The organism is Variovorax paradoxus (assembly GCF_000834655.1).
GTDB lineage: Bacteria > Pseudomonadota > Gammaproteobacteria > Burkholderiales > Burkholderiaceae_C > Variovorax > Variovorax paradoxus_F.
Window position 1 is genome coordinate 83,132 of record NZ_JXQQ01000027.1, and the last position, 26,735, is coordinate 109,866.

Consider the following 26,735-nt stretch of genomic DNA (forward strand, 5'->3'; position numbering starts at 1 on the left):
CATGCCCGCGATCTCATTCCAATCGGTCTCCAAGACCTACCCTCCCTCCAGACAGCAGAAAGCCCAAGGCAAACAAGGCTTGCGCGCGGTCGACGAGGTTTCCTTCCAGATCGAGCCGGGCGAGTTCTTCGGCCTGCTCGGCCCCAACGGCGCGGGCAAGACCACTTTGATCAGCATGCTCGCGGGCCTCTCGCGGCCCACGTCCGGCGCCATCAGCGTCCATGGCTTCGACGTGCAGCGCGACTATGCCCAGGCGCGGCGCCAGCTGGGCATCGTGCCGCAGGAGCTGGTGTTCGACCCCTTCTTCAATGTGCGCGAATCGTTGCGCATCCAGTCGGGCTACTTCGGCATCAAGAACAACGACGACTGGATCGACGAGCTGCTGCACAGCCTGGGCCTGGCCGACAAGGCCACGGCCAACATGCGGCAGCTGTCGGGCGGCATGAAGCGCCGGGTGCTGGTGGCGCAGGCGCTGGTGCACAAGCCTCCGGTGATCGTGCTGGACGAGCCCACCGCCGGCGTCGACGTTGAGCTGCGCCAGACGCTCTGGCAGTTCGTCGCCAAGCTCAACAAGCAGGGCAGCACCGTGCTGCTGACGACCCATTACCTCGAAGAAGCCGAGGCGCTGTGCAGCCGCATCGCGATGCTCAAGCTGGGCCGCGTGATCGCGCTCGACCGCACCAGCGAACTGCTGAAGTCGGCTGCAAGCAACGTGCTGCGCTTCAAGACTGACGCGATGCTGCCCTGGGCCATTGCCCAGCACGCGCGCATCACCGGGCGCATCGTGCAACTGCCGGCGCAGAACGCCCATGAAGTCGAACAACTGCTGGCCGCGATCCGCGAAGCCGGTGTCGCGGTGGAAGACGTGGAAATGCGCAAGGCCGACCTGGAAGACGTGTTCATCGACCTGATGGCGGGCGAACAGACGCCGCTGGAGGTCGCAAGATGATGGCGGTTACCGGTTGGCGCGCACTGCTCTACAAGGAAACTTTGCGCTTCTGGAAGGTCGGCTTCCAGACGGTCGGCGCGCCGGTGCTCACCGCGCTGCTCTATTTGATGGTGTTCGGCCACGTGCTCGAAGACCACGTGAAGGTCTACGGCTCGGTCGGCTACACGGCCTTCCTGGTGCCGGGCCTCGTGATGATGAGCGTGCTGCAGAACGCCTTTGCGAACAGCTCGTCCTCGATCATCCAGAGCAAGATCATGGGCAACCTGGTGTTCGTGCTGCTCACGCCGCTGTCGCACTGGGGCTGGTTCTTCGCCTACGTGGGGTCGTCGATCATCCGCGGGCTGGCGGTAGGGCTCGGCGTGTTCGTGGTCACCATCTTCTTCGCGATGCCCAACTTCGTGGCGCCGGTCTGGATCGTCGTGTTCGCGCTGCTGGGCGCCGCCATGCTGGGCACCCTGGGGCTGATCGCCGGCCTCTGGGCCGAGAAGTTCGACCAGATGGCCGTGTTCCAGAATTTCCTGATCATGCCCATGACGTTCCTCTCGGGCGTGTTCTATTCGATCGGCTCGCTGCCGCCGTTCTGGCAGAGCGTGAGCCACCTGAACCCGTTCTTCTACATGATCGACGGCTTTCGCTACGGCTTCTTCGGCGTGAGCGACGCGTCGCCGTGGCTCAGCCTGGGCATCGTCGGCACCGCCTGGCTGGTGGTGAGCGCGATTGCCGTCCATCTCCTTCGTATCGGCTACAAAATCCGAGGCTGAAAGCCTCTTTCCAGACCCCATGACCGCCGAACAACTCCAGGCCCTGATCCAGTCCCATCTCCCCTGCGAGCACATCTCGCTGGAGGGCGACGGCCGACATTGGTACGCGACCATCGTCTCGGCCGAATTCGAGGGCAAGCGCGCCATCCAGCGCCACCAGCGGGTCTACGCCACCCTCGGTGCGAAAATGCACACCGACGAAGTGCATGCGCTCTCGATGAAAACCTACACGCCGGCCGAATGGGCGGCGGTGGAAAAGTAACTTTCCGGCCCTCGGGCCACCCCATTTCGCTGGATCCTCGATGGACAAACTTCTGATTCGCGGCGGGCGCCAGCTTCGCGGCGAAGTGCTCATTTCCGGCGCCAAGAACGCCGCGCTGCCCGAGTTGTGCGCCGCGCTCCTGACCGACCAGCCCGTGACGCTGCATAACGTGCCCCGCCTGCAGGACGTCTCGACGATGCTCAAGCTGGTGCGCAACATGGGCGTCGCGGCCGAGCGCGATGACAGCGGCACCGTGCAGCTGAACGCCGGCGACCTCACCAATCCCGAGGCCCCCTACGAGCTGGTGAAGACCATGCGCGCCTCCGTGCTGGCCCTCGGGCCGCTGCTCGCGCGCTTCGGCCAAGCCAAGGTGTCGCTCCCGGGCGGCTGCGCCATCGGCTCGCGGCCGGTCGACCAGCACATCAAGGGCCTGCAGGCGATGGGCGCCGAGATCGTGGTCGAGCACGGCTACATGGTCGCGAGCCTGCCCGCCGGTCGCACCCGCCTGAAGGGCGCGCGCATCCTGACCGACATGGTCACCGTCACCGGCACCGAGAACTTCCTCATGGCCGCCGCGTTGGCCGAGGGCGAGACGCTGCTCGAAAACGCCGCGCAGGAGCCCGAAATCGTCGACCTGGCCGAAATGCTGATCCGCATGGGCGCGAAGATCGAAGGCCACGGCACCAGCCACATCCGCATCCAGGGCGTCGACAAGCTGCACGGCTGCGAGCACGCCGTGGTGGCCGACCGCATCGAGGCCGGCACCTTCCTCTGCGCCGTCGCGGCCACGGGCGGCGACGTGTTCCTGCGCCACGCCCGCGCCGACCACATGGACGCCGTGATCGACAAGCTGCGCGACGCCGGCTGCACGGTCTCCCCGGAAGAGGGGGGCGTCCGCATCAGCTCCAAGGCCCCGGCCAGCGAGCACCTGAAGGCGCAGAGCTTCAGCACCACCGAATACCCCGGTTTCCCGACCGACATGCAGGCCCAGTTCATGGCGCTGAACGTGATCGCACGCGGCGCTTCGATGGTCACCGAAACGATCTTCGAGAACCGCTTCATGCACGTGAACGAGATGGTGCGCCTGGGCGCGACGATCCACGTCGAAGGCAAGGTCGCGATGGTCGAAGGCGTGCCCCAGCTCTCGGGCGCCACCGTGATGGCCACCGACCTGCGCGCCTCCGCCAGCCTGGTCATCGCCGGCCTCGTGGCCGAGGGCGAGACGCTGGTCGACCGCATCTATCACCTGGACCGCGGCTACGACCGCATGGAAGCCAAGCTGCGCGGCCTCGGCGCCGACATCGAACGCGTGACCGGAGCCGCCGCATGATCACCCTGGCACTCTCCAAAGGCCGCATCTTCGAAGAGACGATGCCCCTCCTGGCCGCCGCCGGCATCGAGGTCACCGAAGACCCCGAGAAGTCGCGCAAGCTCATCCTCGAAACCACCCGCCCCGACGTGCGCGTGGTGCTGGTGCGCGCTTCCGACGTGCCCACCTACGTTCAGTACGGCGGCGCCGACCTCGGCGTGACAGGCCTTGACGTCCTGCTGGAAAACGGCAACCAGGGCATGTACCAGCCGCTGGACCTGCGCATCGCGGCCTGCCGCCTGAGCGTGGCCGTGCGCGCCGACTACGACTACGCCTCGGCCGTGCGCCAGGGCTCGCGCCTGCGCGTGGCGACCAAGTACGTGGGCCTATCGCGCGAGTTCTTTGCAAGCAAGGGTGTGCACGTCGACCTCATCAAGCTCTACGGCAGCATGGAGCTCGCGCCGCTCACGGGGCTGGCCGACGCCATCGTCGACCTGGTCTCGACGGGCAACACGCTCAAGGCCAACCACCTCGTCGAGGTCGAACGCATCATGGACATCAGCGCGCGCCTCGTCGTCAACCAGGCCGCGCTCAAGCTCAAGCGCGAACCCATCCGCCGCATCATCGACGCGTTCGCGTCAGCCATTCCTCCCGCCAAATCTCCAGCCCCATGACTTTGAAAGCAGCCCCCGCCCGTCTCTCCACGACTTCAGCCAGCTTCGACGCTGAATTCAAGGCGCGGCTGCATTGGTCCGCGGACGCGGATGCGGCCATCGAGAAGGTGGTGGCCGACATCCTGGCCGACGTGCAAAAGCGCGGCGACGACGCGGTGCTCGACTACACGAACCGTTTCGACAAGCTGGACGCGAAGACGCTGCCCGGGCTGGAACTCACGCAAACCGAACTGAAGGCCGCCTTCGAGGCATTGCCCGCCGCGCAGCGCGACGCGCTCGAAGCCGCCGCGCGCCGCGTGCGCAGCTACCACGAGGCCCAGAAGAAGGCGAGCGGCGAGAGCTGGAGCTACCGCGACGCCGACGGCACGCTGCTCGGCCAGAAGGTCACGCCGCTCGACCGCGTCGGCATCTACGTGCCGGGCGGCAAGGCCGCGTATCCGTCGAGCGTGCTGATGAATGCCATTCCCGCGCACGTCGCGGGCGTGGGCGAGATCATCATGGTCGTGCCGACGCCGAGAGGTGAAAAGAACCAGCTCGTGCTCGCCGCCGCCTACGTGGCCGGCGTCACGCGCGGCTTCACCGTCGGCGGCGCCCAGGCCGTGGCCGCGCTGGCCTACGGTACCGCCACCATCCGCGCGGTCGACAAGATCACCGGCCCCGGCAACGCCTACGTGGCCGCCGCCAAGCGCCGCGTGTTCGGCACCGTGGGCATCGACATGATCGCGGGCCCGAGCGAGATCCTCGTGCTGGCCGACGGCACCACGCCGCCCGAGTGGGTGGCCATGGACCTGTTCAGCCAGGCCGAGCACGACGAGCTGGCGCAAAGCATCCTGCTGTGCCCCGATGCCGCCTACATCGACCGCGTGCAGGCCGAGATCGACCGCCTGCTCCCCGCCATGCCTCGCGCGGAAATCATCGCCGCCTCGCTCAACGGCCGCGGCGCGTTGATCCACACCAAGAGCATGGAAGAGGCCTGCGAGATCAGCAACCGCATCGCCCCCGAGCACCTGGAAGTCAGCAGCAGCGAGCCCAATCGCTGGGAGCCGCTCTTGCGCCACGCCGGCGCGATCTTCCTGGGCGCCTTCACCAGCGAGAGCCTGGGCGACTACTGCGCCGGCCCGAACCACGTGCTGCCCACGAGCGGCACGGCGCGCTTCTCCAGCCCGCTGGGCGTCTACGACTTCCAGAAGCGCTCCAGCCTGATCGAGGTGAGCGAAGCCGGCGCCCAGGTGCTCGGCCCGATCGCGGTCACGCTGGCCGAAGGCGAGGGCCTGCAGGCGCACGCCGAAGCCGCCCGCATGCGCCTGCGTAAGATCTGAGGCTCCAACAAACCCCGCTTCAGGGAGGAGCACGCCAGATGATTCAACGTCTCTATCGTTCGCGATTTTTCCGTTTCGCCGCGGGCCTCGCGGCAGGCGCCGCCTTGCTGGCCGCCTGCACGCAGATGCCGCAGAACCGCGCCGAGACGGCGGCGATGTCCGCCACGCCCAGCGCCGCACCGGCCGCCCCCGCGCCCGCGAAGTTGGGCACCCAATGGGGCGAGGGCATCGAGTCGAAGACCCGCACCATCGTGACCAAGCGGTTGTCCGAGCAGCCCGACGAAGTGGCTTCGGTTGGCTACAACGAAGCCGCTGCCGTGCGCCGCGACGTGGGCAGCAACCCTGAGCGCCGGCTCAACCTGCAACTGGCCCAGGGCGATGTCGAATGGTCGGTGCTCGACGAGAACAACCGACCACTGGCGCTGCAGCGCTCGCGCCGCGGCGACGACAACTTCCGCCTCGCCGGCATCGAAGGCGCGCGCTACACGCTGCGCTTTCGCAACCTGAGCGAACGCAGCTACGAGGTGATCGCCACCGTCGACGGCCTCGATGTGCTCACCGGCAGGCCCGGCAGCCTGCGCAACGGCGGCTACGTGCTGCGCCCGCAGGAGACGCTGAACATCGAGGGCTTCCGCAAGAGCCAGAGCGAGGTCGCCGCCTTCCGCTTCGCCACCCCGGGGCGCGCCTATGCGGCGAACACCGAAGCCGGTGACGTGCGCAACATCGGCGTGATCGGCGCGGCCCTGTTCGAACTCGAGCAGCCCCAGGCCCCGCGCCGTCCGCGCCGCGATGCCACGCCGCCGCAGCCCAGCGCTTTTCCGGCCGACGGCGCCTATGCGCCGCCGCCGCGCTACCGCAAGTAAAGGCCATGAAGCGCACCGCCCGTCTGTCGATGCTCGTGTTCGCGCTTGCGGCCGGTGCCGGTGCGCAGGCCATGACCATCCGCGAGTTCCACACGCTCGAGGTCAAGGAAAAGAAAGAGGGCAAGGCCTACGCGAGCTACTACCTCGTGGGCGTGCTCGAAGGCCTGCGCGAAGCCAGCGACACGGCGCGGCGCACGGGCCAGAAGCCGCTGTTCTGCGTCGATGGCCGGCGGCTCGAGCCCTCGATGGCGCGCTCGATCTTCGAATCCGAACTCAAGCGCAACGCCGAACTCTACGAGGCCGACATGCCGGTGCAGCTGGTGCTGTCGGCCGCGTTGCAGAACAGCTTCCGCTGCGCGTCGTGACTGCCCCATGTTCGCAAAACTGAAAAAGGCCCTGATGGGCGGCGCCGCCGATGCAACACCCACGCGCGCCCAGCTGCGCCTGCAGGCCATGCTCGACGAGCTGGAAGACGAGCCCGAGCAGACCTTCCTGGACAGCGCCGATGCGGAGCACCGCGTCGACATCCATGCCTTCGGCCGCAACTTCGTCGAGGAAGGCGATGACGGCGAATCGGCCGACGACGAAGGCTACGTGCTCGTCACCAACGGCATGAGCGACCGGCTCATGCCCGCGCCGCCCAATGGCGTGCCCGAGGGGATGACGCGCGCGGCCGAGCTGGTCTGGTACGTGCGCGACCTCGACCCCGAATACATCTCGAACCTGCGCTGGCTCGCCAAGCTGCCGGCCTTCGACCGCTTCTTCCTGGCCAGCGGCCACCGCGTGCCGATGCCAGAGCCGCCGCTGTCGTTCTGCGGGTTCCAGACCTTCTTCTTCCTCACGCCGATCTACCGCCCCGACGCGCGGCTGCTCTCCGGCGTCACGGTGGACGAGGGCGAGGCCATCGCGACGCTGACCGTCAATCTCATCTCCGAAGCCGAATACGCGCTGGTCAAGCGCGAGGGCGGCTTGGACGAACTGCTCGACATGTTCGACGCCAACGACCACCCGATGGTCTTCGACCCCCAGCGAACCTCTTATGTCTGACTCTCTTCCCGCGCTCCAGCGCATCCGCGCCGACGTGCGCGCCATGCACGCCTACGCCGTGCAGGACGCGCGCGGCTTCATCAAGCTCGACGCGATGGAAAACCCCTTCGGCCTGCCACCCGCGCTGCAGGCCGAGCTCGGCGCGCGGCTGGGCGCGCTGGCGCTCAACCGCTACCCGGGCGACCGCGGCGCCGACCTGCAGCGCGCGCTGGCCGCGCATGCGCAGATGCCCGAGGGCTTCAGCCTGATGCTGGGCAACGGCTCGGACGAACTGATCTCGCTCCTGACCATCGCCTGCGACCAGGCCGGCGCCACCGTGCTCGCGCCCGTGCCCGGCTTCGTGATGTACGCGATGAGCGCCCAGCTGCAGGGCCTGCGCTTCGTCGGCGTGCCGCTCACGGCCGATTTCGAGCTGGACGAGGCCGCCATGGTGGCCGCCATTGCGCGCGAGAAGCCCGCCATCGTCTACCTCGCCTACCCGAACAATCCGACCGCCAACCTCTGGGACGACACCGTCGTCGAGAAGATTGTCGAAGCCCAGGGCGCGCAGGGCGGCCTGGTGGTGATCGACGAGGCGTACCAGCCCTTCGCGGCCCGCAGCTACATCGACCGGCTTGCCGGGCACCGCCACGTGCTGCTGATGCGCACGCTCAGCAAGTTCGGCCTGGCGGGCATCCGCCTGGGCTACCTCATGGGGCCGGCCGCGCTGGTCGCCGAGATCGACAAGGTGCGCCCGCCCTACAACATCAGCGTGCTCAATTGCGAGTGCGCGCTGTTCGCGCTGGAGCACACCGAGGTGTTCGAGGCGCAGGCCAGGCAGATCCGCGAGGAGCGCGAGCGCCTGATGACCGGCCTGGGCCGGCTGCCCGGCGTGAAGACCTGGCCGAGCGACGCCAACATGATCCTTTTGCGTGTGCCCGATGCCGCCAAGACCTTCGAGGGCATGAAGGCTCAGGGGGTCCTGGTGAAGAACGTTTCTAAAATGCACGAACTGCTGGCAAATTGCCTGCGCCTGACCGTCGGAACGGCCGACGAGAATGCGCGGATGCTGGCGGCACTCGAAGCCTCACTATGACCACCCCACAGAGCACCGACCGCATCGCGTCGGTCACCCGCAATACCGCCGAGACGAAGATCACCGTCAGCGTGAACCTCGACGGCACCGGCAAGGCCACGCTGTCCACCGGCATCGGCTTCTTCGACCACATGCTCGACCAGATCGCCCGCCACGGGCTGATCGACCTCGATATCGACTGCCAGGGCGACCTGCACATCGACGGCCACCACACGGTGGAAGACGTGGGCATCACGCTCGGACAGGCCGTGGCCCAGGCCATCGGCGACAAGAAGGGCATCCGCCGCTACGGCCACGCCTACGTGCCGCTGGACGAGGCATTGAGCCGCGTGGTCATCGATTTCTCGGGCCGTCCCGGCCTCGTGATGCACGTGCCCTTCACCAGCGGGATGATCGGCACCTTCGACAGCCAGCTCACCTACGAGTTCTTCCAGGGCTTCGTGAACCACGCCTTCGTCACGCTGCACATCGACAACCTGAAGGGCGTGAACGCGCACCACCAGTGCGAGACCGTGTTCAAGGCCTTCGCCCGTGCGATGCGCGGCGCGCTGGAACTCGACCCGCGCTCCGTGGGCGTCATCCCGTCGACCAAGGGTTCGCTCTGAGAGCCGCCGGCGAACAGCTATGAAATCTGTAGCAAATTCCGTCGCGGTCGTCGACTACGGCATGGGCAACCTGCACTCGGTGTCGCAGGCCGTGCGCCATGCGGCCGACCTGGCGGGCGTGGAGGTGTTCGTAACTTCCGACCCGGACGTGGTGCGCAAGGCCACCCGCGTGGTGCTGCCGGGGCAGGGCGCGATGCCCGACTGCATGCGCGAGCTGCGCGACTCGGGCCTGCAGGAATCGGTACTCGAGGCGGCAGCCAGCAAGCCGCTCTTCGGCGTGTGCGTGGGCATGCAGATGCTGCTGTCGCGCAGCGACGAAGGCCCCACCGACGGCCTTGGCCTCATACCTGGTGAGGTCATCAAGTTCGAACTGGCGGGGCGCCTGCAGGCCGACGGCAGCCGTTTCAAGGTGCCGCAGATGGGCTGGAACCAGGTGCGCCAGGCCCAGCCGCACGCGGTGTGGGCGGGCATTCCGGACCAGAGCTATTTCTACTTCGTGCACAGCTTCTACGCGCGGCCGGCCGACGCCCGGCACAGCGTGGGCGAGGCCGATTACGGCGCGAGCTTTACCGCAGCCATCGCACGCGATAACATTTTTGCCACCCAGTTCCACCCGGAGAAGAGTGCGGACCATGGGCTGCAGCTCTATCGCAACTTCCTCCACTGGAACCCATGACTTGTTGCTCGCCCCCAGGCTGCGCGGCACTGCGTGTCCGCTTCGCCAACCCCCTGTCGGGGGCGACACCGACGGCCCGGCAAAGCCGGTTCCGTGGTGTGCCTGACCAATCCCTTCCTTCCTTTTTCTTGAACCTTCGCTTCTGCTGACCGGCACCATGCTCCTCATTCCCGCCATTGATCTCAAAGACGGCCACTGCGTTCGCCTCAAACAGGGCGACATGGACCAGTCCACCATCTTCAGCGAAGACCCCGCCGCCATGGCCCGCAAGTGGGTCGAGGCCGGCGCACGGCGGCTGCACCTGGTCGATCTGAATGGCGCCTTCGCCGGCAAGCCGCAGAACCACGCGGCGATCAAGGCGATCCTGAAGGAAGTCGGCGACGACATCCCGGTGCAGCTGGGCGGCGGTATCCGCGACCTGGACACCATCGAGCGCTACATCGACGACGGCCTGCGCTACGTGATCATCGGTACCGCCGCGGTCAAGAACCCGGGGTTCCTGAAGGACGCCTGCAGCGCCTTCGGCGGCCACATCATCGTGGGCCTGGATGCCAAGGACGGCAAGGTCGCCACCGACGGCTGGAGCAAGCTCACCGGCCACGAGGTGGCCGACCTCGGCAAGAAGTTCGAGGACTACGGCGTCGAGTCGATCATCTACACCGACATCGGCCGCGACGGGATGCTCTCGGGCATCAACATCGAAGCCACCGTGAAGCTCGCGCAGGCGCTGACGATCCCGGTGATCGCTTCGGGCGGTCTCTCGAACATGGCCGACATCGACCAGCTCTGCGCGGTCGAGTTCGAAGGCGTCGAGGGCGTGATCTGCGGACGCGCCATCTACTCGGGCGACCTCGACTTCGCCGCCGCCCAGGCGCGCGCGGACGAGCTGGCCGGCGCCTGACGCCTTCCTTGCGCAGCGCGTGCTCTCCGCGCTCGCCATTGCCAACTACCGGTCGCTGCGCCAGCTGACGGTGCCGCTCGGTCGCCTCACGGTGGTGACGGGCGCCAACGGCAGCGGCAAGTCGAGCGTGTACCGGGCGATGCGGCTCCTGGCCGATATCGCCAACGGCGGAGTGATCCGCTCGCTGGTGCGCGAGGGCGGGCTGTCTTCCACACTGTGGGCCGGGCCTGAGCGCTTCTCGGCGGCGATGCTGCGCGGCGAGGTGCCGGTGCAGGGCACCACGCGCAGCGAGCCGGTCGCGTTGAAGCTGGGGTTCGCGGGCGCCGAGTCGGAAGATTTCGGCTACGCCATCGACATCGGCCTGCCGCCGCCGATTCCATCAACAGCCTTCTCGCGCGATCCGCAGATCAAGCACGAGGCGATCTGGAGCGGCCCGCTGCTGCGGCCCTCGACGCAGCTGGTCGACCGCAAGGGCGGGGCGCTGCGCCTGCGCGAAGGCAAGGGTTGGCAGGCGGTCGGCCGGCCGATCCCGGCCTTCGCCAGCATGATGACCGAGCACGCCGACCCGCGCGACGCGCCCGAGATGCTCACGCTGCGCGAGCAAATGCGCTCCTGGCGCTTCTACGACCACTTCCGCTCCGATGCCGATGCGCCCGCGCGCCTGCCGCAACTGGGCACCTACACGCCCGTGCTCGCCAACGACGGCGCCGACCTGGCCGCCGCGCTGCAGACCATCCGCGAGATCGGCGACGGCGAGGCGCTCGACCGCGCCGTGAACGACGCCTTTCCGGGTGCCCGCGTCGAAGTCGAAGCCGAGGGCGACCGCTTTCAGACGCTGATGCACCAGCACGGCCTCTTGAGGCCCCTGACGGCCGCCGAACTCTCGGACGGCACCCTGCGCTACCTGTTGTGGATTGCGGCGCTCCTGACGCCGCGGCCGCCCGCGCTGCTGGTGCTCAACGAGCCCGAGACCAGCCTGCACCCCGATCTGCTGCCCGCGCTCGGACGCCTCATCGCGCAGGCGGCGCGGCAGTCGCAAGTGATCGTGGTGTCGCACGCGGCGCGGCTGATCGCCGCGCTGGACGACAGCGAGGGCCTGCAGCCCGTGGTGCTCGAAAAGCAGTTCGGCGAGACCCGCATCGCGAACCTCGACATGAGCGAGATCCCGCGCTGGGAGTGGCCCGCCCGCTAGGGGCGGCCCGGCGGGAGCCGCAGAGGCCTACTCGGCCTTCACCGACATCGTCTGGATGATCGTTTCCAGCTGCGCGCTCATCGGCAGGTTGATGCCCTCGCCCGAAGGGAGCTTGCGCAGGAACCAGCGCTTGTACTGGCGCTCGATCTCGCCGTCCTCGGCCAGCACCTGGAAGGTGTCGTTGACCACCTTGGCCAGTTGCGCATCGCCCTTGCGGTACATGATCCCGTAGGGGTCGTAGGAGAGGAAGTCGCCCACCACTTCGTAGTCGGCCTTGGCGGCGTCCTGCGCGATAAGGCCGTAGAGCAGCACGTCGTCGGTGGCGAAGGCGTCGGCCTGGCCGCTCTTGACGAGCCCGAACGATTCCGCGTGGTCGCGGGCCACCTGCAGGTTGATGCCGAGCTTGAACTTCTCCGACAGGTCGCGCAGCGTCTTCTCGTTGGTGGTGCCTGCCGTCACGGCCACCTTCTTGCCGGCCAGGTCGCGGAACGACTTGATCGGCGCGCCTTTCTTCACGAGCACCTTCGTGCCCGAGACGAAGATCGTCGGCGAGAAGCTCACACGCTTCTGGCGCTCCAGGTTGCTGGTGGTGGAGCCGCACTCCAGGTCGACCTTGCCGCTGGCGACCGCGTCGATGCGCGAATCGGACGTCACGGGCGCCCACTTGATCGTGAGGCTCTTGTTCACCGCGTCTTCGATGGCGGTGACGAGCGCGCGGCACAGCTCGATCGAATAGCCGATCGGCTCCTTGCGCGCATTGAGGTACGAGAAGGGCACCGACGACTCGCGGTAGCCGATGGTGATGGCGCCCGACTCGCGCGCCTTGGCGAGCGTGCCGGTGAGCTGCTCCTGTGCCTGCGCCGGCGCAGTCGCGAGTGCTGCAGCCGCCAGCAGTCCGGTGAGCAGAGCCGACAGCTTGGCCTTGAGGTTCATGGCGCGCCTCACGCGTGGGCCGGGTGGGCGAGGGTGGCGTTGGCTTCCTCGTCGAGCGCGCGGGCGTTGACCTCGGCATCGCCCTCGGAGAGTAATTCGCCCTCCCACTTGGCGACCACCGCGGTGGCGATGGAGTTGCCCACCGCGTTGGTGGCCGAGCGGCCCATGTCCAGGAAGGTGTCCACGCCCAGGATCAGCAGCAGGCCGGCCTCTGGAATGTCGAAGTGGTTCAGCGTGGCGGCAATCACCACCAGCGAGGCGCGCGGCACGCCGGCCATGCCCTTTGAGGTGAGCATCAGGATCAGCAGCATGGTGACCTGCGTGCTGATCGGCATGTGGATGTTGTAGGCCTGCGCGATGAAGAGCACGGCGAAGGTGCAATACATCATCGAGCCGTCCAGGTTGAACGAATAGCCCATCGGCATCACGAAGCTGGAGATCTTTCGCTTCACGCCGAAACGGTCGAGCGCCTGCAGGATCTTCGGGTACGCCGCTTCGGAGCTGGCCGTCGCGAACGAGAGCAGGAAGGCTTCCTTGATGAGCACCAGCAGCTTGAACACGCGCGGCCCGAGGAACAGGAAGCCCGCCAGGATCAGCACGCCCCACAGCACGAAGAGGCCCAGGTAGAAGTCGCCCATGAACACGGCGAACTTCAGAAGGATGCCCAGGCCGTTGACGGCCACCGTGGCGGCCATGGCAGCCAGCACCGCGAGGGGCGCGAGCTTCATCACGTAGCCGGTGATCTTGAGCATCGCGTGCGAGAGCTCCTCGATGGCGGCCACCAGCGTCTTGGCCTTGTCGCCCAGCGAGGCGAGCGCCACGCCGAAGAACATCGAGAAGACCACGATCTGCAGGATCTCGTTGTTGGCCATGGCTTCGACGAACGACTTGGGCACCGTGTGGCTCACGAAGTCCTTGAGCGTGAACTTGGAGGTGGCCAGGTTGGCCGAGGCGCCGATGTCGGGCAGCGGCAGACCCAGGTTCTCGCCGGGCTTGAGCAGGTTGGCCATGATGAGGCCGATGACCAGCGAGATGAGCGAGGCGGTGAGGAACCAGCCGATGGCCTTGCCGAACACGCGGCCCACCGACTTGGCATCGCCCATGTGCGCGATGCCCACCACCAGCGTGGAGAACACCAGCGGGCCGATCAGCATCTTGATCAGGCGAAGGAACACGTCCGAGACGATGGAGACGTAGTCCGCGATTTCCTTGGCGGCCTTCTTGTCCGGAAAGCTCGTGAAGATCATGTAGCCGACGACGATGCCGAGCACCATGGCAATCAGGATCCAGGCGGCCATCGGCAGCTTTTTCTTCATGAGATTCCCCTTTGGATGTGTGAGTGTTTTTTAGAGGGGCACAGGGTATCCAAGAAGGCCCCCGGCGCGCAATGGGCCCTCGAAGCCGATTCCGTGCCGTGGCACGGGGGCTGCCTACAATTCCTCACATGGAAATCACCCCCATCGACTTTCGAGGCCAGCCTGCGATGCGTGCCACCGGCAGAGACGGAAGCACCGTCACAGTCGCCCTGCATGGGGCGCAGGTGCTCTCGTGGACCACCGCCGACGGAGGGGAACGGTTTTTCGTCAGCCGTCGCGCGGTGTTCGACGGCAAGACCGCGATCCGGGGCGGCGTGCCCATTTGCTGTCCGCAATTCAACATGCGCGGCATGCTGCCCAAGCATGGTTTCATGCGCAATTTGCCTTGGGAACTTGAGGCTTCCGGCGCCGCGCCGGGAACCCTGGCATTCCGGCTGCGCGACAACGAGGCCACACGGGCGCTCTGGCCGCACGCATTCGAGGCACGGCTCGAAGCGACGCTGGCTCCCGGCCAACTGCGTATCGCCCTCACGCTGACCAACATCGACTCCGCGCCCTGGGCCTTTGCCGCGGCGCTGCATTCGTACCTGCGCGTCGACGACCTCGCCGATGTGCGGCTCGAAGGCCTCGAGGGCGCCAACCGCTGGGATTCGCTGCGCGATGACCGCCATGTGGAGACGTCTGCCGCATTGCGGTTCGATGCCGAGTTCGACAGCGTCTACGCCGCGCCGGCGAAGCCGCTGCGCCTGGTGCAGCCGAGCGGCACGCTCGAGATCTCGCAAAGCGCGAGCTGTACCGAAACCGTGGTGTGGAACCCGGGCGCCGCGCTCTGCGCCAAGCTGTCCGACATGCCGGCCGATGGCTACCGCCATATGCTCTGCGTCGAGGCCGCCCGCATCGACGAACAAGTGACGCTTTCCCCCGGCGCCCAATGGCAGGGCTGGCAACAGCTCACCGTTCTCTGATTTCCTTCCGGTTCAAATTCCCATGCTTGCCAAACGCATCATTCCCTGCCTCGACGTCACCGGCGGCCGTGTGGTCAAGGGCGTCAACTTCCTCGAACTGCGCGATGCCGGCGATCCGGTCGAAATTGCCGCGCGCTACAACGCGCAGGGCGCCGACGAGCTCACCTTCCTTGACATCACCGCCACCAGCGACGGGCGCGACCTGATCCTGCCGATCATCGAGGCGGTGGCTTCGCAGGTGTTCATTCCGCTCACGGTGGGCGGCGGCGTGCGCACCGTGGCCGACGTGCGCCGGCTCCTCAACGCGGGCGCCGACAAGACCAGCTTCAATTCGGCCGCCATCGCCGATCCGCAGGTGATCAACGACGCCTCGCAGAAATACGGCTCGCAGTGCATCGTGGTGGCCATCGATGCCAAGCGCCGCACGCCCGAAGAGGCCGCCACGCGCGGACCGGGCTGGGACGTGTACAGCCACGGCGGCCGCAAGAACACGGGCCTCGACGCCGTCCAGTGGGCCGCCGAGATGGCGCGCCGCGGCGCGGGCGAGATCCTGCTCACGAGCATGGACCGCGACGGCACCAAGAGCGGCTTCGACCTCGCGCTCACCCGCGCGGTGAGCGATGCCGTGAGCGTGCCGGTGATCGCCTCGGGCGGCGTCGGCAACCTGGACGACCTGGCCGACGGCATCCAGACCGGCGGCGCCGATGCGGTGCTGGCCGCCAGCATCTTCCACTACGGCGAGCACACCGTGGGCGAGGCGAAAGCCCGCATGGCCGCACGGGGCATCCCGGTGCGGATCGACCGTTGATCGGCCGCTGAGGGGTCTTTGCCCCATCCACGACAATACCGCCCATGAATTGGCTCGATGAAGTGAAGTGGGACGCGAACGGCCTGGTGCCGGTCATCGCGCAGGAACAAGGCAGCAACGACGTGCTGATGTTCGCCTGGATGAACCGCGAGGCGCTCCAGAAGACCGCCGAGCTGGGCCGCGCGGTGTATTTCAGCCGCTCGCGCAACAAGCTGTGGTTCAAGGGCGAGGAATCGGGCCACGTGCAGACCGTGCACGAGATCCGCATGGACTGCGACAACGACGTGGTGCTGCTCAAGGTCACCCAGCTGGGCCACGAGCCCGGCATCGCCTGCCACACCGGTCGCCACAGCTGCTTCTTCAGCAAGTACGAAAAGGGCCAGTGGACCGTGGTCGAGCCGGTCTTGAAAGACCCGGAGTCGATCTACAAATGACCGGCACCGTGAACAACCCCTCCAACACTTCCGACGCCCTCGCGCGCCTGGCCGCCGTCATCGAGACGCGCCTGCCCGCGAACGGCGGCGACCCCGAGAAGAGCTACGTCGCGCGCCTCCTGCACAAGGGCCCCGACGCCTTCCTCAAGAAGATCGGCGAGGAAGCCACCGAGGTCGTGATGGCGGCCAAGGACGCCGACCACGGCGGCGACCGCTCGAAAATAGTGAACGAAGTGGCCGACCTGTGGTTCCACACCATGGTGGCGCTGGCGCACTACGGTTTCTCGCCGGCCGAAGTCGTCGCGGAGCTCGAGCGCCGCGAAGGCACCAGCGGCATCGAGGAAAAGGCCCTGCGCAAGGTGCAGGCCCGCGAGGCAGGCAACGATTAAAGGAGATCCCATGGCCAACGAGATCGTGAACGTGGAACCCGACGAATCGCTCAAGACCTGGGGCTGGGTGAGCTACATCCTGCACCTGATCGTGGCCATCGGCGCGGTCCTCCCGGGGGCGCAGGCCTCCGTCGTCATCCTGCTGGTGGCCCTGGTGATCGATTTCGTGAAGCGCGACGACGCGGCCGGCACCTGGCAGGCCTCGCACTTCAGCTGGCGCATCCGCTCGGTGCTCTGGGCGGGGCTGCTGTACATCGTCACCTCGTGGCTCTGGCTCCTGTTCTTCGTTCCGGGCTGGATCGCCTGGAGCCTGATTTCGCTGTGGTTCCTGTACCGGATCGTGAAAGGCATGATCCGCATGAACGACAACCGCCCGATGGAACCCAAAGATGTCATCTGATCCGAACTGCGTTTTCTGCAAAATCGTCGAGGGCAAGATCCCTTCGCGCAAGGTCTACGAAGACGAGGACCTGTTCGGTTTCCACGACATCGCGCCCTGGGCGCCGGTGCATTTCATGCTGGTGCCCAAGAAGCACATCGCCTCGATGGCGCAGCTCACGCCCGACGACGCCGCCTTGATGGGCAAGATCATGACCCTGGCGCCCAAGCTGGCGCTGGAGCAGGGCTGCAGGCCCTATCCGGACGGCGGCTACCGCGTCGTCGTCAACACCGGCACCGAGGGCGGGCAGGAGGTTCACCATCTCCATGTGCACGTCATGGGCGGTCCCCGGCCATGGCTTCGCGGCTGACTTTCATTAAGCCAAACTGTCACATTCACCCCGACTAAAATCGGACACATTCTTAGGAGTCTTCCATGGGTTCTTTTTCTATCTGGCACTGGCTGATCGTGCTGCTCGTCGTGGTCATGATCTTCGGCACCAAGAAGCTGCGGAACATGGGTTCGGACCTTGGTGGCGCCGTCAAGGGCTTCAAGGACGGCATGAAGGATGCCAACGGCAATCCCACCACCGATGCATCGGCGGCTTCCGCCCCCGCCGCGCAAGTGACTGGCCAGCCGGCCAACAGCGACAAGACGATCGACGTCGAAGCGCGTCAGAAGTCCTGAGCGCGGACCGCACGTGCTCGACCTCGGCATTGAGAAGCTGGCGCTGATCGGCGTCGTGGCGCTGATCGTCATCGGGCCGGAGAAGCTGCCGCGCGTGGCCCGCACGGTCGGCACCTTGCTCGGCAAGGCGCAGCGCTACGTGAACGACGTCAAGGCCGAAGTCAACCGCTCGATGGAGCTGGACGAGCTCCGCAAGATGAAGACCACGGTGGAGGATGCGGCCCGCGACGTCGAGCAGAACATCCACTCCGGTGCGAGCGAATTCGAAAAGCAGTTCTCCGGCTCCGGCGAAACGCTCTCGGCCCTGGCCGAGCCCGAAGCCCCGGTGCCCGAGTACAAGCACCCCCGCAAGAACTGGCGCCTGAAGCAGGGCGCCACGCCGAATTGGTACAAGGCGCGCAACGGCGTCCGCACCAAGGCGTTGTCGGGTGCGGCGCGCGTGGCGCGCTTTCGCCCCCACAAGATCAACTAGCGCTTCAACACCCCCGCGTTTCTCGCTTGCCGCACGCCGGCCGAAGCCACGCTCTTTCCTTTCCCAATGGCCGATTCCGACGACAAGAACAAAGACAAAGAAGACGAGCTGGCGGGCACCGAGCAGCCGTTCGTGCAGCACCTGGTCGAGCTTCGCGACCGCCTGCTCTACTGCGTCTACGGGCTGGCGGTCGCTGGCATCCTGCTGGCCATCTGGCCGGGCCCGGGCGGCCTCATCGACCTGATCGCGATGCCCATCCGCGCGCACATGCCGCCGGACGCCAAGCTGATCGCCATCGGCGTGTTCTCGCCGTTCTTCGTGCCGCTCAAGGTGCTGATGATGACGGCCGTGCTGCTGGCGCTGCCGTGGCTCATGTACCAGGCCTGGATGTTCGTTGCGCCGGGGCTCTACAGCCACGAAAAGCGCTTTGCGCTGCCGCTGATCTTCTTCGGCAGCCTGCTGGCCTATGCGGGCATCGCCTTCGTGCAGTTCTTCGTGCTGGACAAGATGTTCAGCTTCATCCAGAAGTTCACGCCCGCCGCGGTGGCGGCCACGCCCGACATCTCGTCGTACGTGGAGGCCATCCTGTCGCTCTACATCGCGTTCGGCGTCGCCTTCCAGGTGCCGATCGTGGTGATGCTGCTGGTGCGCTTCGAGATGGTGACCATCGAGAAGCTGAAGTCCTTCCGCGGCTACTTCATCGTGGTGGCCTTCGTGGTGGCCGCGGTGCTCACGCCGCCCGACGTGGTCTCGCAACTGGCGCTGGCCGTGCCGATGTGCCTGCTGTACGAGGTGGGCATCATCGGCGCGCGCTACTTTGCCCAGGGCAAGAAGCCGGAAGAAGAAAACGTCGATTCGTCAGCTTCGAGCTGAAGGCCAAGGGATCACGCCAAGCCCGGCACCCAAGCCCGGCATCTGCCTGAAACACCGAGGAACCGGCTTCACCGGGCCTCAGGTGTTGTCCCGGATAGGGCGGGCGGCGTAGCGACACGAAGTTCGCCACGCCCGGGAGCGAGCCTTATTCCTGCTGATTCGGCACTTGCCGGACCGGGTTCTTGGGGCGCAGCCCCGGCGTCACATCCAGTTCCATCTTGTCGCTGCCGCGTTGCAGCGCAAAGCGCGACGTGTCGCCGGGCTTCAGGCCGGCCACGGCGGTCAGCAGGGCCTGCACGTTGTCGGTCTTCTTCTCGCCCACCGAGGTGATCACGTCGCCCGGCCGGATGCCGGCCTTGGCGGCGGGGCCGTTCTGCAGCACGCCGGTGATGATCACGCCCGCATCGGCCTTCACGCCGAAGGTCTCGGCCAGTTCGGGCGAGAGGTCGTTCGGCTCCACGCCGATCCAGCCGCGGCGCACCTGGCCTTCCTTCACGATGCCCTCGAGCACGATCTTGGCCATCGACGCGGGAATGGCGAAACCGATGCCCATGCTGCCGCCCGAACGCGAGTAGATCGCGGTGTTGATGCCCTGCAGGTTGCCGTTGACGTCGATCAGCGCACCGCCCGAGTTGCCGGGGTTGATGGCCGCGTCGGTCTGGATGAAGTTCTCGAATTGGTTGATGCCCAGCTGGTTGCGGCCCAGCGCCGAGACGATGCCGCTGGTCACGGTCTGGCCCACGCCGAAGGGGTTGCCGATGGCCAGCACTTGGTCGCCCACCAGCAGTTCGTCAGAGTTGCCCAGAACAATCACCGGGAGCTTGTCGAGCTCGATCTTGAGCACGGCCAGGTCGGTGTCGGGGTCGGTGCCGATCACCTTGCCGCGCGCGTGGCGGCTGTCGTTCAGGGTCACCTCGATCTCGTCGGCGCCCTCGACCACGTGGTTGTTCGTGAGAATGTAGCCGTCGGTGCTCACGATCACGCCGCTGCCCAGGCCCACCTGGGGCTGGTCGCCCTGGTCGCCGAAGAAGAAGCGGAACCAGGGGTCGTTGCTGCGCGGATGGCGCTGCGCCGCCTTGCTGGTGTTAATGCTCACGACCGCCGGCGAGGCCTTCTTGGCGGCCGCGCTCAGGCTGCCGACAGGCGGCAGGCTCGGGGCGCCGGCCGGCGCCTCGACGATCGACACCACGCCACCGAGCGAGGTCGCGCGCTTGTTGATCCATTCGGGCTTGAGCGTCGCGACGACGAAATAGGCCGCCAGCAGGACGGTCACGGCTTGGGCAAAGAGCAGCCAGGTGCGTTTCATGAAACTTGGTGGAAAAGACGTTCGAAAGGGCCGACGAAGGGCGCGTTGTTTGCAATTGTCCCTCAATGACGCCAGCGATAGACCGCGCCGCGCGGTCGAGATTGGCAAAGCCAGGCTGCGTGAATACGGGATAACCCCTAGCATCGCGGAGCGATCCCACCCGGCTCCCAACTTTCAGGCCTCCCGCACTGCCCACCCGGCGGATGCGGCCAGGCATTTCCTCCGCGCGCCATGTCCTGCTTTCCCATCCGGTTCCACGGCCGGCGCGCGCGGTCACGATTTCCCTGCCAGCCATGACTTCAGAAGCAACCCTCGCGGACGGCCCAAAGCCCGCTCCGGCACGCACGCTCGACGCGCGCGACTACAAGACCCTCGCTCTTTCGGCCCTCGGCGGAACGCTGGAGTTCTACGACTTCGTCATCTACGTTTTCTTCGCGACGGTGCTGGGCGGGCTGTTCTTTCCCGCCGACATGCCCGACTGGCTGCGGCAACTGCAGACCTTCGGCATCTTCGCGGCCGGCTACCTCGCGCGTCCCGTGGGCGGCATCGTCATCGCGCATTTCGGCGACCTGCTGGGCCGCAAGCGCATGTTCACGCTGTCGATCTTCCTGATGGCCGCGCCCACGCTGGTGATCGGCCTGCTGCCCACCTACGCGAGCATCGGCGTGGCGGCGCCCCTGCTGCTGCTGGCGATGCGCGTGCTGCAGGGCGCGGCCATCGGCGGCGAGATGCCCGGCGCCTGGGTGTTCGTCGGCGAGCACGTGCCGGTCAAGCGCTACGGCCTGGGCATCGGCACGCTGACCTCGGGCATCACCGGCGGCATCCTGCTGGGTTCACTGGTCGCGGTGGCGATCAACCGCCACTACTCGCCGGAGCAGGTGAGCGATTTCGCCTGGCGCATTCCGTTCATCCTGGGCGGCGTGTTCGGGCTGGTGTCGGTGTACCTGCGCCGCTTCCTGCACGAGACGCCGGTCTTCAAGGAACTGGCCGGCCTGAAGTCGGTCGCCCGCGAGATGCCGCTGCGCACCGTGCTGCGGGAGCACCGGCTGGCCTGTGTGTACGTCGCGCTGCAGACTTGGGTGCTGTCGGCCGCGATCGTGGTGGTGGTGCTCTACACGCCCACCTACTTGCAGAAGGTGCACCACATCCCGGCCGCGCTCGCGCTCGAAGCCAATGCGCTCGCCACGCTGACGCTGACCATCGGCTGCGTGATCGTCGGCTGGGCCAGCGACCGCATCGGCACGCGCGCAGTCATGCTGATTGGCTGGGGCGGCTTGTTCGCCACGGCCTACCTGTTCTATACGGGACTGCCCGGCACGCCGGCCACGCTGTTCTGGCACTACGGGCTGGTCGGCTTCTTCGTGGGCGCCATCGCCACGGTGCCGATCGCGGGCGTGCGCGCCTTTCCGGCGCCGGTGCGCTTCACGGGGCTTTCGTTTGCCTACAACATGTCGTATGCGGTCTTCGGCGGGCTCACGCCGGTGATTCTCACGCTCTGGCTGCAGCACGACACGATGGCGCCGGCGCACTACGTCGCGGCGCTGGCGGCGCTGGGCTTCCTGCTCGCGCTGTGGCCACTGGCCGCGCGCGGCCATGCCATGCGCGATGGCGTCGGGGCCCCGGGGAGCGCGACAATGTCGCGATGAGCACCACACGACACGAACTGCTCCACGCATTCGACCTGTTGCTGGCCCCCGGGCGCTTCAAGGACTACGGACCCAACGGCCTGCAGGTCGAAGGGCGCACCGTGGTCCGCAAGATCGTCTCGGGCGTGACCGCCAGCCGCGCGCTGATCGAGGCCGCGATCCACGCCGACGCCGATGCCATCTTCGTCCACCACGGCCTGTTCTGGCGCGGCCAGGACGGCTGCGTCACCGGCTGGATGAAGCAGCGGCTGGGCCTGCTGCTCGGCGACGACGTCAATCTTTTCGCCTACCACCTGCCGCTCGATGCGCATCCTGAACTGGGCAACAACGCCCAGCTCGGGCTGCAGTTGGGGCTCGTGGCGCACGCGGGTTCGGGCGGGCGCTTCGGGGAGCAGGAACTCGGCTTCCTCGGCGCGCGCGAGAACGGCGAGCACTTCGCCAGCGCCAAGGCGCTCGCCTCGCACGTCGAGAAGGTGCTCGAGCGCCCCGTGACCCTGCTGGACACGGCGCACCGTCCCATCAAGAACATCGCCTGGTGCACCGGCGGCGCGCAGGGCTACTTCGAAGCGGCCATCGCGGCCGGTGCCGACGCCTTCATCACCGGCGAGATCTCGGAGCCCCAAGCGCACTACGCGCGCGAGATGGGCGTGGCTTTCCTGGCCTGCGGGCACCACGCGACCGAGCGCTACGGCGCGCAGGCCGTGGCCGCGCACGTGGCTGCGCAGCTCGGGCTCAAGCACGAGTTCATCGATATCGACAATCCGGCATGAGCGGAGCCATCGCCATCACCTTGGGCGATCCCGCGGGCATCGGCCCCGAGATCATCGCCAAGGCCTTCCGCGATGCACCCGGTGCGACCCGCGGCGCCTTCGTGGCCGGCGACGTGGCCACGCTGCGGCGCGCATCGCAAGCCCTGGCCGGGCCGGGGCGACCCGCATGGCCCGTCGCGCAGATCGAGACCGTGGCCGAGGTGAGCACCCTGCCGCCCGGCTGCATTCCGGTGCTGCAGGTGATCGCACCGCCGGCGAACATCGTGATGGGGCAGGTCAGTGCCGAGGCCGGCCGCGCGGCGGGCGATTGCGTGGTGTGGGCCGCGCGGGCTGCGCTGCGCGGCGAAATCGCCGCCATCGTGACCGCGCCGCTGCACAAGGAGGCGCTGGCCGCGGCCGGCTTTCCGTACCCCGGCCACACCGAACTCCTGCAGGCCGAGGCGGCCGCGCACCTGGGTCGGAGCGTCGCCGACGTGCCGGTGCGCATGATGCTGGCCAACGACGAGCTGCGCACCGTGCTCGTGAGCATCCACATGTCGCTGCGCAACGCCATCGAGGCGGTGCATTTCGAGGGCGTGCTGCAGACGCTGCGCATCACGCACCGTGCGCTCTCCCACGCGCTGGGCCGCGCGCCGCGCATCGGCGTCGCGGGCCTCAATCCCCATGCGGGGGAGGGCGGTCTCTTCGGTTCGGAGGAGCGCGAGACCATCGCGCCGGCCATTGCGGCCGCGCGCGCCGAGGGCATCGACGCCAACGGGCCTCATGCGCCCGACACCGTGTTCATGCGCGCCCGCGCCCGGCACGGCGTGCCCGACAGCGGCGAGTTCGATGTGGTGATCGCGATGTACCACGACCAGGGCCTGATCCCGGTCAAGTACCTCGGCGTGGAGAAGGGCGTGAATGTGACGCTCGGGCTGCCGCTGGTGCGCACCAGCCCCGATCACGGCACCGCGTTCGACATCGCAGGCACCGGCCTGGCCGATGCGTCGAGCCTCGTCGAGGCGCTTCGCATGGCGAGGACGCTGGGAAGCGCCTAGGCGCTCAGGGGCGCTTGAGGCTGTCGCGGATTTCGCGCAGCAGCGCGATGTCTTCAGGCGGCGCGGCCGGTGCGGCGGGCGCTGCGTCGTCGGTCTTGCGCAGCCTGTTGATCTGCTTGACCATGATGAAGATGATGAACGCTAGGATCACGAAGTTCACCGCCACGGTGATGAAGCTGCCGTAGGCCAGCACCGGCACGCCGGCTTTCTTCAGATCGGCCAGCGTGTTCGCCACGCCGGCGGGTGCCGTTCCGAGCACCAGGTAGAGGTTGGAGAAATCGAGCCTGCCGAACACCAGGCCCACCACCGGCATGATGATGTCGGAGACCAGCGAGTCGACGATCTTGCCGAACGCCGCGCCGATGATCACGCCGACCGCCAGGTCGATGACGTTGCCCTTGACGGCAAATTCCTTGAATTCACTGAGGATGCTCATGATTCAAAAGGCTGCTGGAGCTCTGCTGTTGAAGGAGTGCCGAGTATGCCCGCGATTGCTCACTTCTCCAGCGGCCGCAGGGCGACGGCGATGTGCTCAGCCGGCAGGCCGTCGCGGCTGCGCGCAGCGATCTGCCGGAAGCCGTCCTCCAGGTGCCGCACGAAGCGCGGCGTATCGAAATAGCCGCGGCGCGCGGCCTTCGCCTCGGCCAGCCGGGCGCGCAGCGCCGCCAGTTCGTCCGGATGCGTGGCGTAGTGAACGGCCCTCTCGATGTACTCGTCGTGGCTCGTTGCCACCAGCTCCGGAAGTCCGATGGCACCCAGCAGGCTGCCCGCCATGCGCGAGACCATCGTCGTGCCGGTGAGCGCGAGCAGCGGCACGCCGGCCCAGAGCACGTCGTTGGCCGTCGCGCCGCTGCTGTAGGGGAAGGTGTCGATGAACAGGTCGCCCAGGCCGATGCGGGCCAGGTGCCTGTCGATCGGCATGCGCGGCGAGACGACGAGGCGCCCGGCCGGCAGGCCCGCGGCCTCCCATTGCGCGCGCAGGTTGGGCTCGAAGCCGCCCGGGCCCTGCGCGAGCCACAGCACCGCGTTCGGAATGCGCTGCACGATGCGCACCCAGGCCGCGAAGGTCTCCGGCTGGATCTTGAACGACTGCGAGAAGTTGCACAGCACGAAGGCGTCCTCGGGCAGCCCGTGGTCGGCGCGCGTGGCTCTCGCGGGGCTGGTGGGGCGCTGCGAATCGATCACCTGGAAGGTCTCGGGCAGGCGCAGCAGCTTCTCGGAGTAGCAGTCTTCCGTGCCCGGCGGCGAGAGGAAGTTGTCGGACACCAGGTAGTCGTAGTTCGGCGTGCCGCTGGTGCCCATGTAGCCCAGCCACATGAGTTGCGCGGGCGCCGCGTGGTAGGCCATCACCTGCGGCTTGGCGCCGCGCGTGTCGCCCGAGAGGTCGATGAGGATGTCGATCTCGTCCTCTCGGATGCGCTCGGCCATCTGCTGGATCGACTGGCCCTGCATGTCCACGAAATGCTCGACGGCGGCGGCAATGCGCGCGCGCGCCGGGTGGCCGTCGTCGGGCCCGTAGGAGTACGCGAACACCTCGAAGTCCTTGCGGTCGTGCCGCGCGAAGAGTTCGGCCGTGAGGTGCGCGACCGGGTGGTTGCGAAAGTCGAACGAGTAATAGCCCACGCGGATGCGCGGTGAGGTGCGGCGCACGCCCGCGTCCGCTGCATCGGAAAAAGGCTTGATGCCCGCGCTCTTGTCGGCCAGCGTGGCGGACCGCTGAGTCCATGCCATCAGGCGCCGCGCGTCGTCGTAGTTCGACATCAGGATGAACGACGACACCGTCTGGTCGTTGCCCGGGTTGTCCAGGTGCGCGGCGATCTGCTCGCGCAGTTCGGGCACGCCGCGCCAGTCGGCGATGTGGGCCTTCTCGCCCAGCATCCACACCATGGCGGGCATGAAGTTCGGGTCGTCGCGCAGGCACTGCTCGAACTCCGCGATGGCAGCCTCCGACTGGCCGGCCATCACATAGGTGACGCCCAGGTTGCATCGCGCGAGCACCTGCTTCGGGTGCACTGCGAGCGCCTTCTTGAGCACCTCGATGGCGGTGTCGAAATGGCCAAGCCGGAAGTTCACCGTGCCCAGGTTGTTCAGCAGCAACTCGTGCTCCGGCAGGCTGTCGAGCGCGAGCTGGTAGAGCTCGGCCGATTCCGCAAAGCGCATCGACACGCCCTCGAGCGCGCCGCACACGCCATAGAGCGCCGCCACGCCTTCCGGATCGGACAGCGCCTTGCGGCGCTCGACGGCCGGCCAGTTGCGCATGGCGTGCTGCATGGGCGCGATGGCGTCTTCGGTGCGGCCGGCGCTGAGCAGCGCCCTGGCGAGCAGGTACGAGGCCTCGAAGTCGCGCGGGTCGGCCGCGGCCTGCTCCAGCGAGGCGAGGGCGCCGGCCCAGTCTTTCTGGTGCGCGCGGATCTTGCCGATGTTCTTGTGGGCGGCGGTGTAGTTCGCGTCGAGCTTCAGGGCCTGCTGGAACTGCACGACGGCTTCGTCGAAGCGGTCTTGCTCCATATCGATCGCGCCGGCGTTGTTCCATGCCGCGGGCACCTGCGGCGCGAGGCGCGTGGCATCGGCCGCGGCCTCGCGCGCCTGCCGGAATTTCTTCTGCTGGCGGTAGACCGCCGACAGGTTCACGAACGCCTCGGGGTAGTTCGGAAACGCCTTGATCGCGCGGCGCAGGTCCTGCTGCGCTTCGGCCAGCAAGCCCAGGTGCATGAAGATCGTCGCGCGGGTGTTGAAGTAGAAGTGATGCGCCGATTGCGCGATCGCCCGGTTCACGTAGTTGAGCGCGAGCCGCGGGCGGCCTTGCCGGTACAGCGCCTCGCCCGTCAGGTGCAGCGCGTCGGCGTGTGCGGGAAATCGGGCGAGCAGCTTTTCGTAGACCTTCAGCGCCTCGGCGAACAGGCCCTGGCGGTGCAGCACGAGGCCTTGCTCCAGCAGGCGAGGCGCGTTGTCCTCGACGTCTTCGGAAGGGACGGGTGCTGGCGCGATGGAAGAAGTGGTCATGTGGCCGTGTGATGGACGGATCGGGAGGGCTGCCGAAGACACTGGCCCCGACCCTTGCTGCAACGAAAAAGACCGGTCACCCAG

At 67.3% G+C, this 26,735-nt stretch carries 31 protein-coding genes; 26 read left to right on the top strand and 5 right to left on the bottom strand.

Translation table 11 applies throughout. The features are described 5' to 3' along the window. Position 1: 1 nt before the first annotated feature. The 14 genes from RT97_RS12385 to RT97_RS12450 all read left to right on the top strand — a co-directional run bounded on the left by RT97_RS12385 (position 2) and on the right by RT97_RS12450 (position 11,633). Positions 2–949, top strand: coding sequence for an ABC transporter ATP-binding protein (locus RT97_RS12385; RefSeq protein ID WP_042579087.1), 948 nt, complete (start codon positions 2–4; stop codon positions 947–949). Further along, complete coding sequence (locus RT97_RS12390; protein WP_042579088.1) at positions 946–1,710, top strand: ABC transporter permease; 765 nt, start codon at positions 946–948, stop codon at positions 1,708–1,710. Before RT97_RS12385 ends, RT97_RS12390 begins: the two co-directional genes overlap by 4 nt. Positions 1,711–1,729: 19 nt before the next feature. Further along, positions 1,730–1,972 (top strand): BolA family protein, encoded by a 243-nt coding sequence (locus tag RT97_RS12395; RefSeq protein ID WP_013539709.1) that lies wholly within the window; start codon positions 1,730–1,732, stop codon positions 1,970–1,972. A gap of 40 nt (positions 1,973–2,012) precedes the next feature. Further along, positions 2,013–3,302: a UDP-N-acetylglucosamine 1-carboxyvinyltransferase gene (gene murA / locus RT97_RS12400; protein WP_042579089.1), complete on the top strand. Its 1,290-nt coding sequence runs from the start codon at positions 2,013–2,015 to the stop codon at positions 3,300–3,302. Beyond that, on the top strand, positions 3,299–3,955 hold the full coding sequence (gene hisG / locus RT97_RS12405; protein WP_042579090.1) for an ATP phosphoribosyltransferase: 657 nt from the start codon (positions 3,299–3,301) through the stop codon (positions 3,953–3,955). The genes murA and hisG overlap by 4 nt, the downstream gene beginning before the upstream one ends. Further along, a complete protein-coding gene (gene hisD / locus RT97_RS12410; protein WP_042579091.1) occupies positions 3,952–5,274 on the top strand; it encodes a histidinol dehydrogenase in 1,323 nt (440 codons plus the stop codon). The genes hisG and hisD overlap by 4 nt, the downstream gene beginning before the upstream one ends. 38 nt (positions 5,275–5,312) lie before the next feature. Further along, positions 5,313–6,137 carry a hypothetical protein gene (locus tag RT97_RS12415; RefSeq protein ID WP_052810631.1) on the top strand — a complete coding sequence of 275 codons (825 nt, stop codon included), beginning with the start codon at positions 5,313–5,315 and terminating at the stop codon, positions 6,135–6,137. 5 nt (positions 6,138–6,142) lie between these two features. Then, entirely contained in the window at positions 6,143–6,502 is a 360-nt protein-coding gene (locus RT97_RS12420; protein WP_042579092.1) for a hypothetical protein, read from the top strand. 7 nt (positions 6,503–6,509) lie between these two features. Continuing rightward, positions 6,510–7,184, top strand: coding sequence for a suppressor of fused domain protein (locus RT97_RS12425; protein ID WP_042579093.1), 675 nt, complete (start codon positions 6,510–6,512; stop codon positions 7,182–7,184). Beyond that, entirely contained in the window at positions 7,177–8,259 is a 1,083-nt protein-coding gene (gene hisC, locus RT97_RS12430) for a histidinol-phosphate transaminase (protein ID WP_042579094.1), read from the top strand. Before RT97_RS12425 ends, hisC begins: the two co-directional genes overlap by 8 nt. After that, complete coding sequence (gene hisB, locus RT97_RS12435) at positions 8,256–8,864, top strand: imidazoleglycerol-phosphate dehydratase HisB (RefSeq protein ID WP_042579095.1); 609 nt, start codon at positions 8,256–8,258, stop codon at positions 8,862–8,864. Before hisC ends, hisB begins: the two co-directional genes overlap by 4 nt. Positions 8,865–8,883: 19 nt before the next feature. Continuing rightward, a complete protein-coding gene (hisH, locus tag RT97_RS12440) occupies positions 8,884–9,540 on the top strand; it encodes an imidazole glycerol phosphate synthase subunit HisH (RefSeq protein ID WP_042579096.1) in 657 nt (218 codons plus the stop codon). 157 nt (positions 9,541–9,697) lie between these two features. Then, positions 9,698–10,441 (top strand): 1-(5-phosphoribosyl)-5-[(5-phosphoribosylamino)methylideneamino]imidazole-4-carboxamide isomerase, encoded by a 744-nt coding sequence (gene hisA / locus RT97_RS12445; RefSeq protein WP_042579097.1) that lies wholly within the window; start codon positions 9,698–9,700, stop codon positions 10,439–10,441. A 19-nt stretch (positions 10,442–10,460) separates the two neighbouring features. Next, a complete protein-coding gene (locus RT97_RS12450) occupies positions 10,461–11,633 on the top strand; it encodes an AAA family ATPase (RefSeq protein ID WP_042579098.1) in 1,173 nt (390 codons plus the stop codon). Positions 11,634–11,660: 27 nt separating this feature from the next. On the opposite strand, the gene RT97_RS12455 is transcribed toward RT97_RS12450, so the two are convergent. Both RT97_RS12455 and RT97_RS12460 read right to left on the bottom strand, forming a co-directional pair. Next, entirely contained in the window at positions 11,661–12,566 is a 906-nt protein-coding gene (locus RT97_RS12455; protein WP_042579099.1) for an amino acid ABC transporter substrate-binding protein, read from the bottom strand. Between the two features lie 8 nt (positions 12,567–12,574). After that, positions 12,575–13,882 carry a dicarboxylate/amino acid:cation symporter gene (locus RT97_RS12460; protein WP_042579100.1) on the bottom strand — a complete coding sequence of 436 codons (1,308 nt, stop codon included), beginning with the start codon at positions 13,880–13,882 and terminating at the stop codon, positions 12,575–12,577. Between the two features lie 128 nt (positions 13,883–14,010). Here RT97_RS12460 and RT97_RS12465 point away from each other — a divergent pair, with 128 nt between their 5' ends. The 9 genes from RT97_RS12465 (at position 14,011) to tatC (ending at position 18,889) form a co-directional block, all read left to right on the top strand. Next, positions 14,011–14,847 (top strand): D-hexose-6-phosphate mutarotase, encoded by an 837-nt coding sequence (locus tag RT97_RS12465; RefSeq protein ID WP_042579101.1) that lies wholly within the window; start codon positions 14,011–14,013, stop codon positions 14,845–14,847. Between the two features lie 22 nt (positions 14,848–14,869). After that, on the top strand, positions 14,870–15,655 hold the full coding sequence (hisF, locus tag RT97_RS12470) for an imidazole glycerol phosphate synthase subunit HisF (protein WP_042579102.1): 786 nt from the start codon (positions 14,870–14,872) through the stop codon (positions 15,653–15,655). A gap of 35 nt (positions 15,656–15,690) precedes the next feature. Next, positions 15,691–16,089 carry a phosphoribosyl-AMP cyclohydrolase gene (gene hisI, locus RT97_RS12475; protein ID WP_172672196.1) on the top strand — a complete coding sequence of 133 codons (399 nt, stop codon included), beginning with the start codon at positions 15,691–15,693 and terminating at the stop codon, positions 16,087–16,089. Continuing rightward, positions 16,086–16,478 (top strand): phosphoribosyl-ATP diphosphatase, encoded by a 393-nt coding sequence (locus RT97_RS12480; protein WP_042579104.1) that lies wholly within the window; start codon positions 16,086–16,088, stop codon positions 16,476–16,478. The genes hisI and RT97_RS12480 overlap by 4 nt, the downstream gene beginning before the upstream one ends. Before the next feature lie 10 nt (positions 16,479–16,488). Further along, complete coding sequence (locus RT97_RS12485) at positions 16,489–16,878, top strand: DUF4870 family protein (RefSeq protein WP_042579105.1); 390 nt, start codon at positions 16,489–16,491, stop codon at positions 16,876–16,878. Continuing rightward, entirely contained in the window at positions 16,868–17,227 is a 360-nt protein-coding gene (locus RT97_RS12490; protein ID WP_013539728.1) for a histidine triad nucleotide-binding protein, read from the top strand. The genes RT97_RS12485 and RT97_RS12490 overlap by 11 nt, the downstream gene beginning before the upstream one ends. Before the next feature lie 65 nt (positions 17,228–17,292). Beyond that, on the top strand, positions 17,293–17,544 hold the full coding sequence (tatA, locus tag RT97_RS12495; protein WP_042579106.1) for a Sec-independent protein translocase subunit TatA: 252 nt from the start codon (positions 17,293–17,295) through the stop codon (positions 17,542–17,544). A gap of 13 nt (positions 17,545–17,557) precedes the next feature. Beyond that, entirely contained in the window at positions 17,558–18,016 is a 459-nt protein-coding gene (tatB, locus tag RT97_RS12500; protein WP_042579107.1) for a Sec-independent protein translocase protein TatB, read from the top strand. A 66-nt stretch (positions 18,017–18,082) separates the two neighbouring features. Continuing rightward, a complete protein-coding gene (gene tatC, locus RT97_RS12505) occupies positions 18,083–18,889 on the top strand; it encodes a twin-arginine translocase subunit TatC (RefSeq protein ID WP_042579108.1) in 807 nt (268 codons plus the stop codon). Positions 18,890–19,034: 145 nt separating this feature from the next. Here the strand turns inward: tatC and RT97_RS12510 are convergent, their stop codons facing one another. Next, positions 19,035–20,195 carry a S1C family serine protease gene (locus RT97_RS12510; RefSeq protein ID WP_042579109.1) on the bottom strand — a complete coding sequence of 387 codons (1,161 nt, stop codon included), beginning with the start codon at positions 20,193–20,195 and terminating at the stop codon, positions 19,035–19,037. A gap of 293 nt (positions 20,196–20,488) precedes the next feature. Here RT97_RS12510 and RT97_RS12515 point away from each other — a divergent pair, with 293 nt between their 5' ends. From RT97_RS12515 to pdxA, 3 genes are read left to right on the top strand one after another with little or no spacing between them, the layout of a single operon-like run. Beyond that, positions 20,489–21,841, top strand: a complete 1,353-nt coding sequence (locus RT97_RS12515) for an MFS transporter (RefSeq protein ID WP_042579110.1) — start codon at positions 20,489–20,491, stop codon at positions 21,839–21,841. Beyond that, entirely contained in the window at positions 21,838–22,611 is a 774-nt protein-coding gene (locus RT97_RS12520) for a Nif3-like dinuclear metal center hexameric protein (protein WP_042579111.1), read from the top strand. The genes RT97_RS12515 and RT97_RS12520 overlap by 4 nt, the downstream gene beginning before the upstream one ends. Then, positions 22,608–23,648: a 4-hydroxythreonine-4-phosphate dehydrogenase PdxA gene (gene pdxA, locus RT97_RS12525; protein ID WP_042579112.1), complete on the top strand. Its 1,041-nt coding sequence runs from the start codon at positions 22,608–22,610 to the stop codon at positions 23,646–23,648. Before RT97_RS12520 ends, pdxA begins: the two co-directional genes overlap by 4 nt. Before the next feature lie 4 nt (positions 23,649–23,652). Here the strand turns inward: pdxA and mscL are convergent, their stop codons facing one another. Both mscL and RT97_RS12535 read right to left on the bottom strand, forming a co-directional pair. Next, positions 23,653–24,084 carry a large conductance mechanosensitive channel protein MscL gene (mscL, locus tag RT97_RS12530; protein ID WP_042579113.1) on the bottom strand — a complete coding sequence of 144 codons (432 nt, stop codon included), beginning with the start codon at positions 24,082–24,084 and terminating at the stop codon, positions 23,653–23,655. Positions 24,085–24,143: 59 nt separating this feature from the next. Then, positions 24,144–26,651: a tetratricopeptide repeat protein gene (locus RT97_RS12535; protein WP_042579114.1), complete on the bottom strand. Its 2,508-nt coding sequence runs from the start codon at positions 26,649–26,651 to the stop codon at positions 24,144–24,146. Between the last annotated feature and the right edge of the window lie 84 nt (positions 26,652–26,735).

Bases quoted from the DNA above. Each gene is read 5' to 3' on its own strand.
- hisA (WP_042579097.1), top strand. From the start codon at position 9,698: ATGCTCCTCATTCCCGCCATTGATCTCAAAGACGGCCACTGCGTTCGC.
- pdxA (WP_042579112.1), top strand. From the start codon at position 22,608: ATGAGCGGAGCCATCGCCATCACCTTGGGCGATCCCGCGGGCATCGGC.
- RT97_RS12390 (WP_042579088.1), top strand. From the start codon at position 946: ATGATGGCGGTTACCGGTTGGCGCGCACTGCTCTACAAGGAAACTTTG.
- hisC (WP_042579094.1), top strand. From the start codon at position 7,177: ATGTCTGACTCTCTTCCCGCGCTCCAGCGCATCCGCGCCGACGTGCGC.
- tatA (WP_042579106.1), top strand. From the start codon at position 17,293: ATGGGTTCTTTTTCTATCTGGCACTGGCTGATCGTGCTGCTCGTCGTG.
- hisD (WP_042579091.1), top strand. From the start codon at position 3,952: ATGACTTTGAAAGCAGCCCCCGCCCGTCTCTCCACGACTTCAGCCAGC.
- murA (WP_042579089.1), top strand. From the start codon at position 2,013: ATGGACAAACTTCTGATTCGCGGCGGGCGCCAGCTTCGCGGCGAAGTG.
- hisB (WP_042579095.1), top strand. From the start codon at position 8,256: ATGACCACCCCACAGAGCACCGACCGCATCGCGTCGGTCACCCGCAAT.
- tatC (WP_042579108.1), top strand. From the start codon at position 18,083: ATGGCCGATTCCGACGACAAGAACAAAGACAAAGAAGACGAGCTGGCG.
- RT97_RS12510 (WP_042579109.1), bottom strand. From the start codon at position 20,195: ATGAAACGCACCTGGCTGCTCTTTGCCCAAGCCGTGACCGTCCTGCTG.
- RT97_RS12460 (WP_042579100.1), bottom strand. From the start codon at position 13,882: ATGAAGAAAAAGCTGCCGATGGCCGCCTGGATCCTGATTGCCATGGTG.
- RT97_RS12485 (WP_042579105.1), top strand. From the start codon at position 16,489: ATGGCCAACGAGATCGTGAACGTGGAACCCGACGAATCGCTCAAGACC.
- mscL (WP_042579113.1), bottom strand. From the start codon at position 24,084: ATGAGCATCCTCAGTGAATTCAAGGAATTTGCCGTCAAGGGCAACGTC.
- RT97_RS12515 (WP_042579110.1), top strand. From the start codon at position 20,489: ATGACTTCAGAAGCAACCCTCGCGGACGGCCCAAAGCCCGCTCCGGCA.
- RT97_RS12455 (WP_042579099.1), bottom strand. From the start codon at position 12,566: ATGAACCTCAAGGCCAAGCTGTCGGCTCTGCTCACCGGACTGCTGGCG.
- RT97_RS12420 (WP_042579092.1), top strand. From the start codon at position 6,143: ATGAAGCGCACCGCCCGTCTGTCGATGCTCGTGTTCGCGCTTGCGGCC.
- RT97_RS12535 (WP_042579114.1), bottom strand. From the start codon at position 26,651: ATGACCACTTCTTCCATCGCGCCAGCACCCGTCCCTTCCGAAGACGTC.
- RT97_RS12385 (WP_042579087.1), top strand. From the start codon at position 2: ATGCCCGCGATCTCATTCCAATCGGTCTCCAAGACCTACCCTCCCTCC.
- hisH (WP_042579096.1), top strand. From the start codon at position 8,884: ATGAAATCTGTAGCAAATTCCGTCGCGGTCGTCGACTACGGCATGGGC.
- RT97_RS12415 (WP_052810631.1), top strand. From the start codon at position 5,313: ATGATTCAACGTCTCTATCGTTCGCGATTTTTCCGTTTCGCCGCGGGC.
- hisG (WP_042579090.1), top strand. From the start codon at position 3,299: ATGATCACCCTGGCACTCTCCAAAGGCCGCATCTTCGAAGAGACGATG.
- RT97_RS12425 (WP_042579093.1), top strand. From the start codon at position 6,510: ATGTTCGCAAAACTGAAAAAGGCCCTGATGGGCGGCGCCGCCGATGCA.
- RT97_RS12395 (WP_013539709.1), top strand. From the start codon at position 1,730: ATGACCGCCGAACAACTCCAGGCCCTGATCCAGTCCCATCTCCCCTGC.
- RT97_RS12520 (WP_042579111.1), top strand. From the start codon at position 21,838: ATGAGCACCACACGACACGAACTGCTCCACGCATTCGACCTGTTGCTG.
- RT97_RS12480 (WP_042579104.1), top strand. From the start codon at position 16,086: ATGACCGGCACCGTGAACAACCCCTCCAACACTTCCGACGCCCTCGCG.
- RT97_RS12490 (WP_013539728.1), top strand. From the start codon at position 16,868: ATGTCATCTGATCCGAACTGCGTTTTCTGCAAAATCGTCGAGGGCAAG.
- hisF (WP_042579102.1), top strand. From the start codon at position 14,870: ATGCTTGCCAAACGCATCATTCCCTGCCTCGACGTCACCGGCGGCCGT.
- RT97_RS12465 (WP_042579101.1), top strand. From the start codon at position 14,011: ATGGAAATCACCCCCATCGACTTTCGAGGCCAGCCTGCGATGCGTGCC.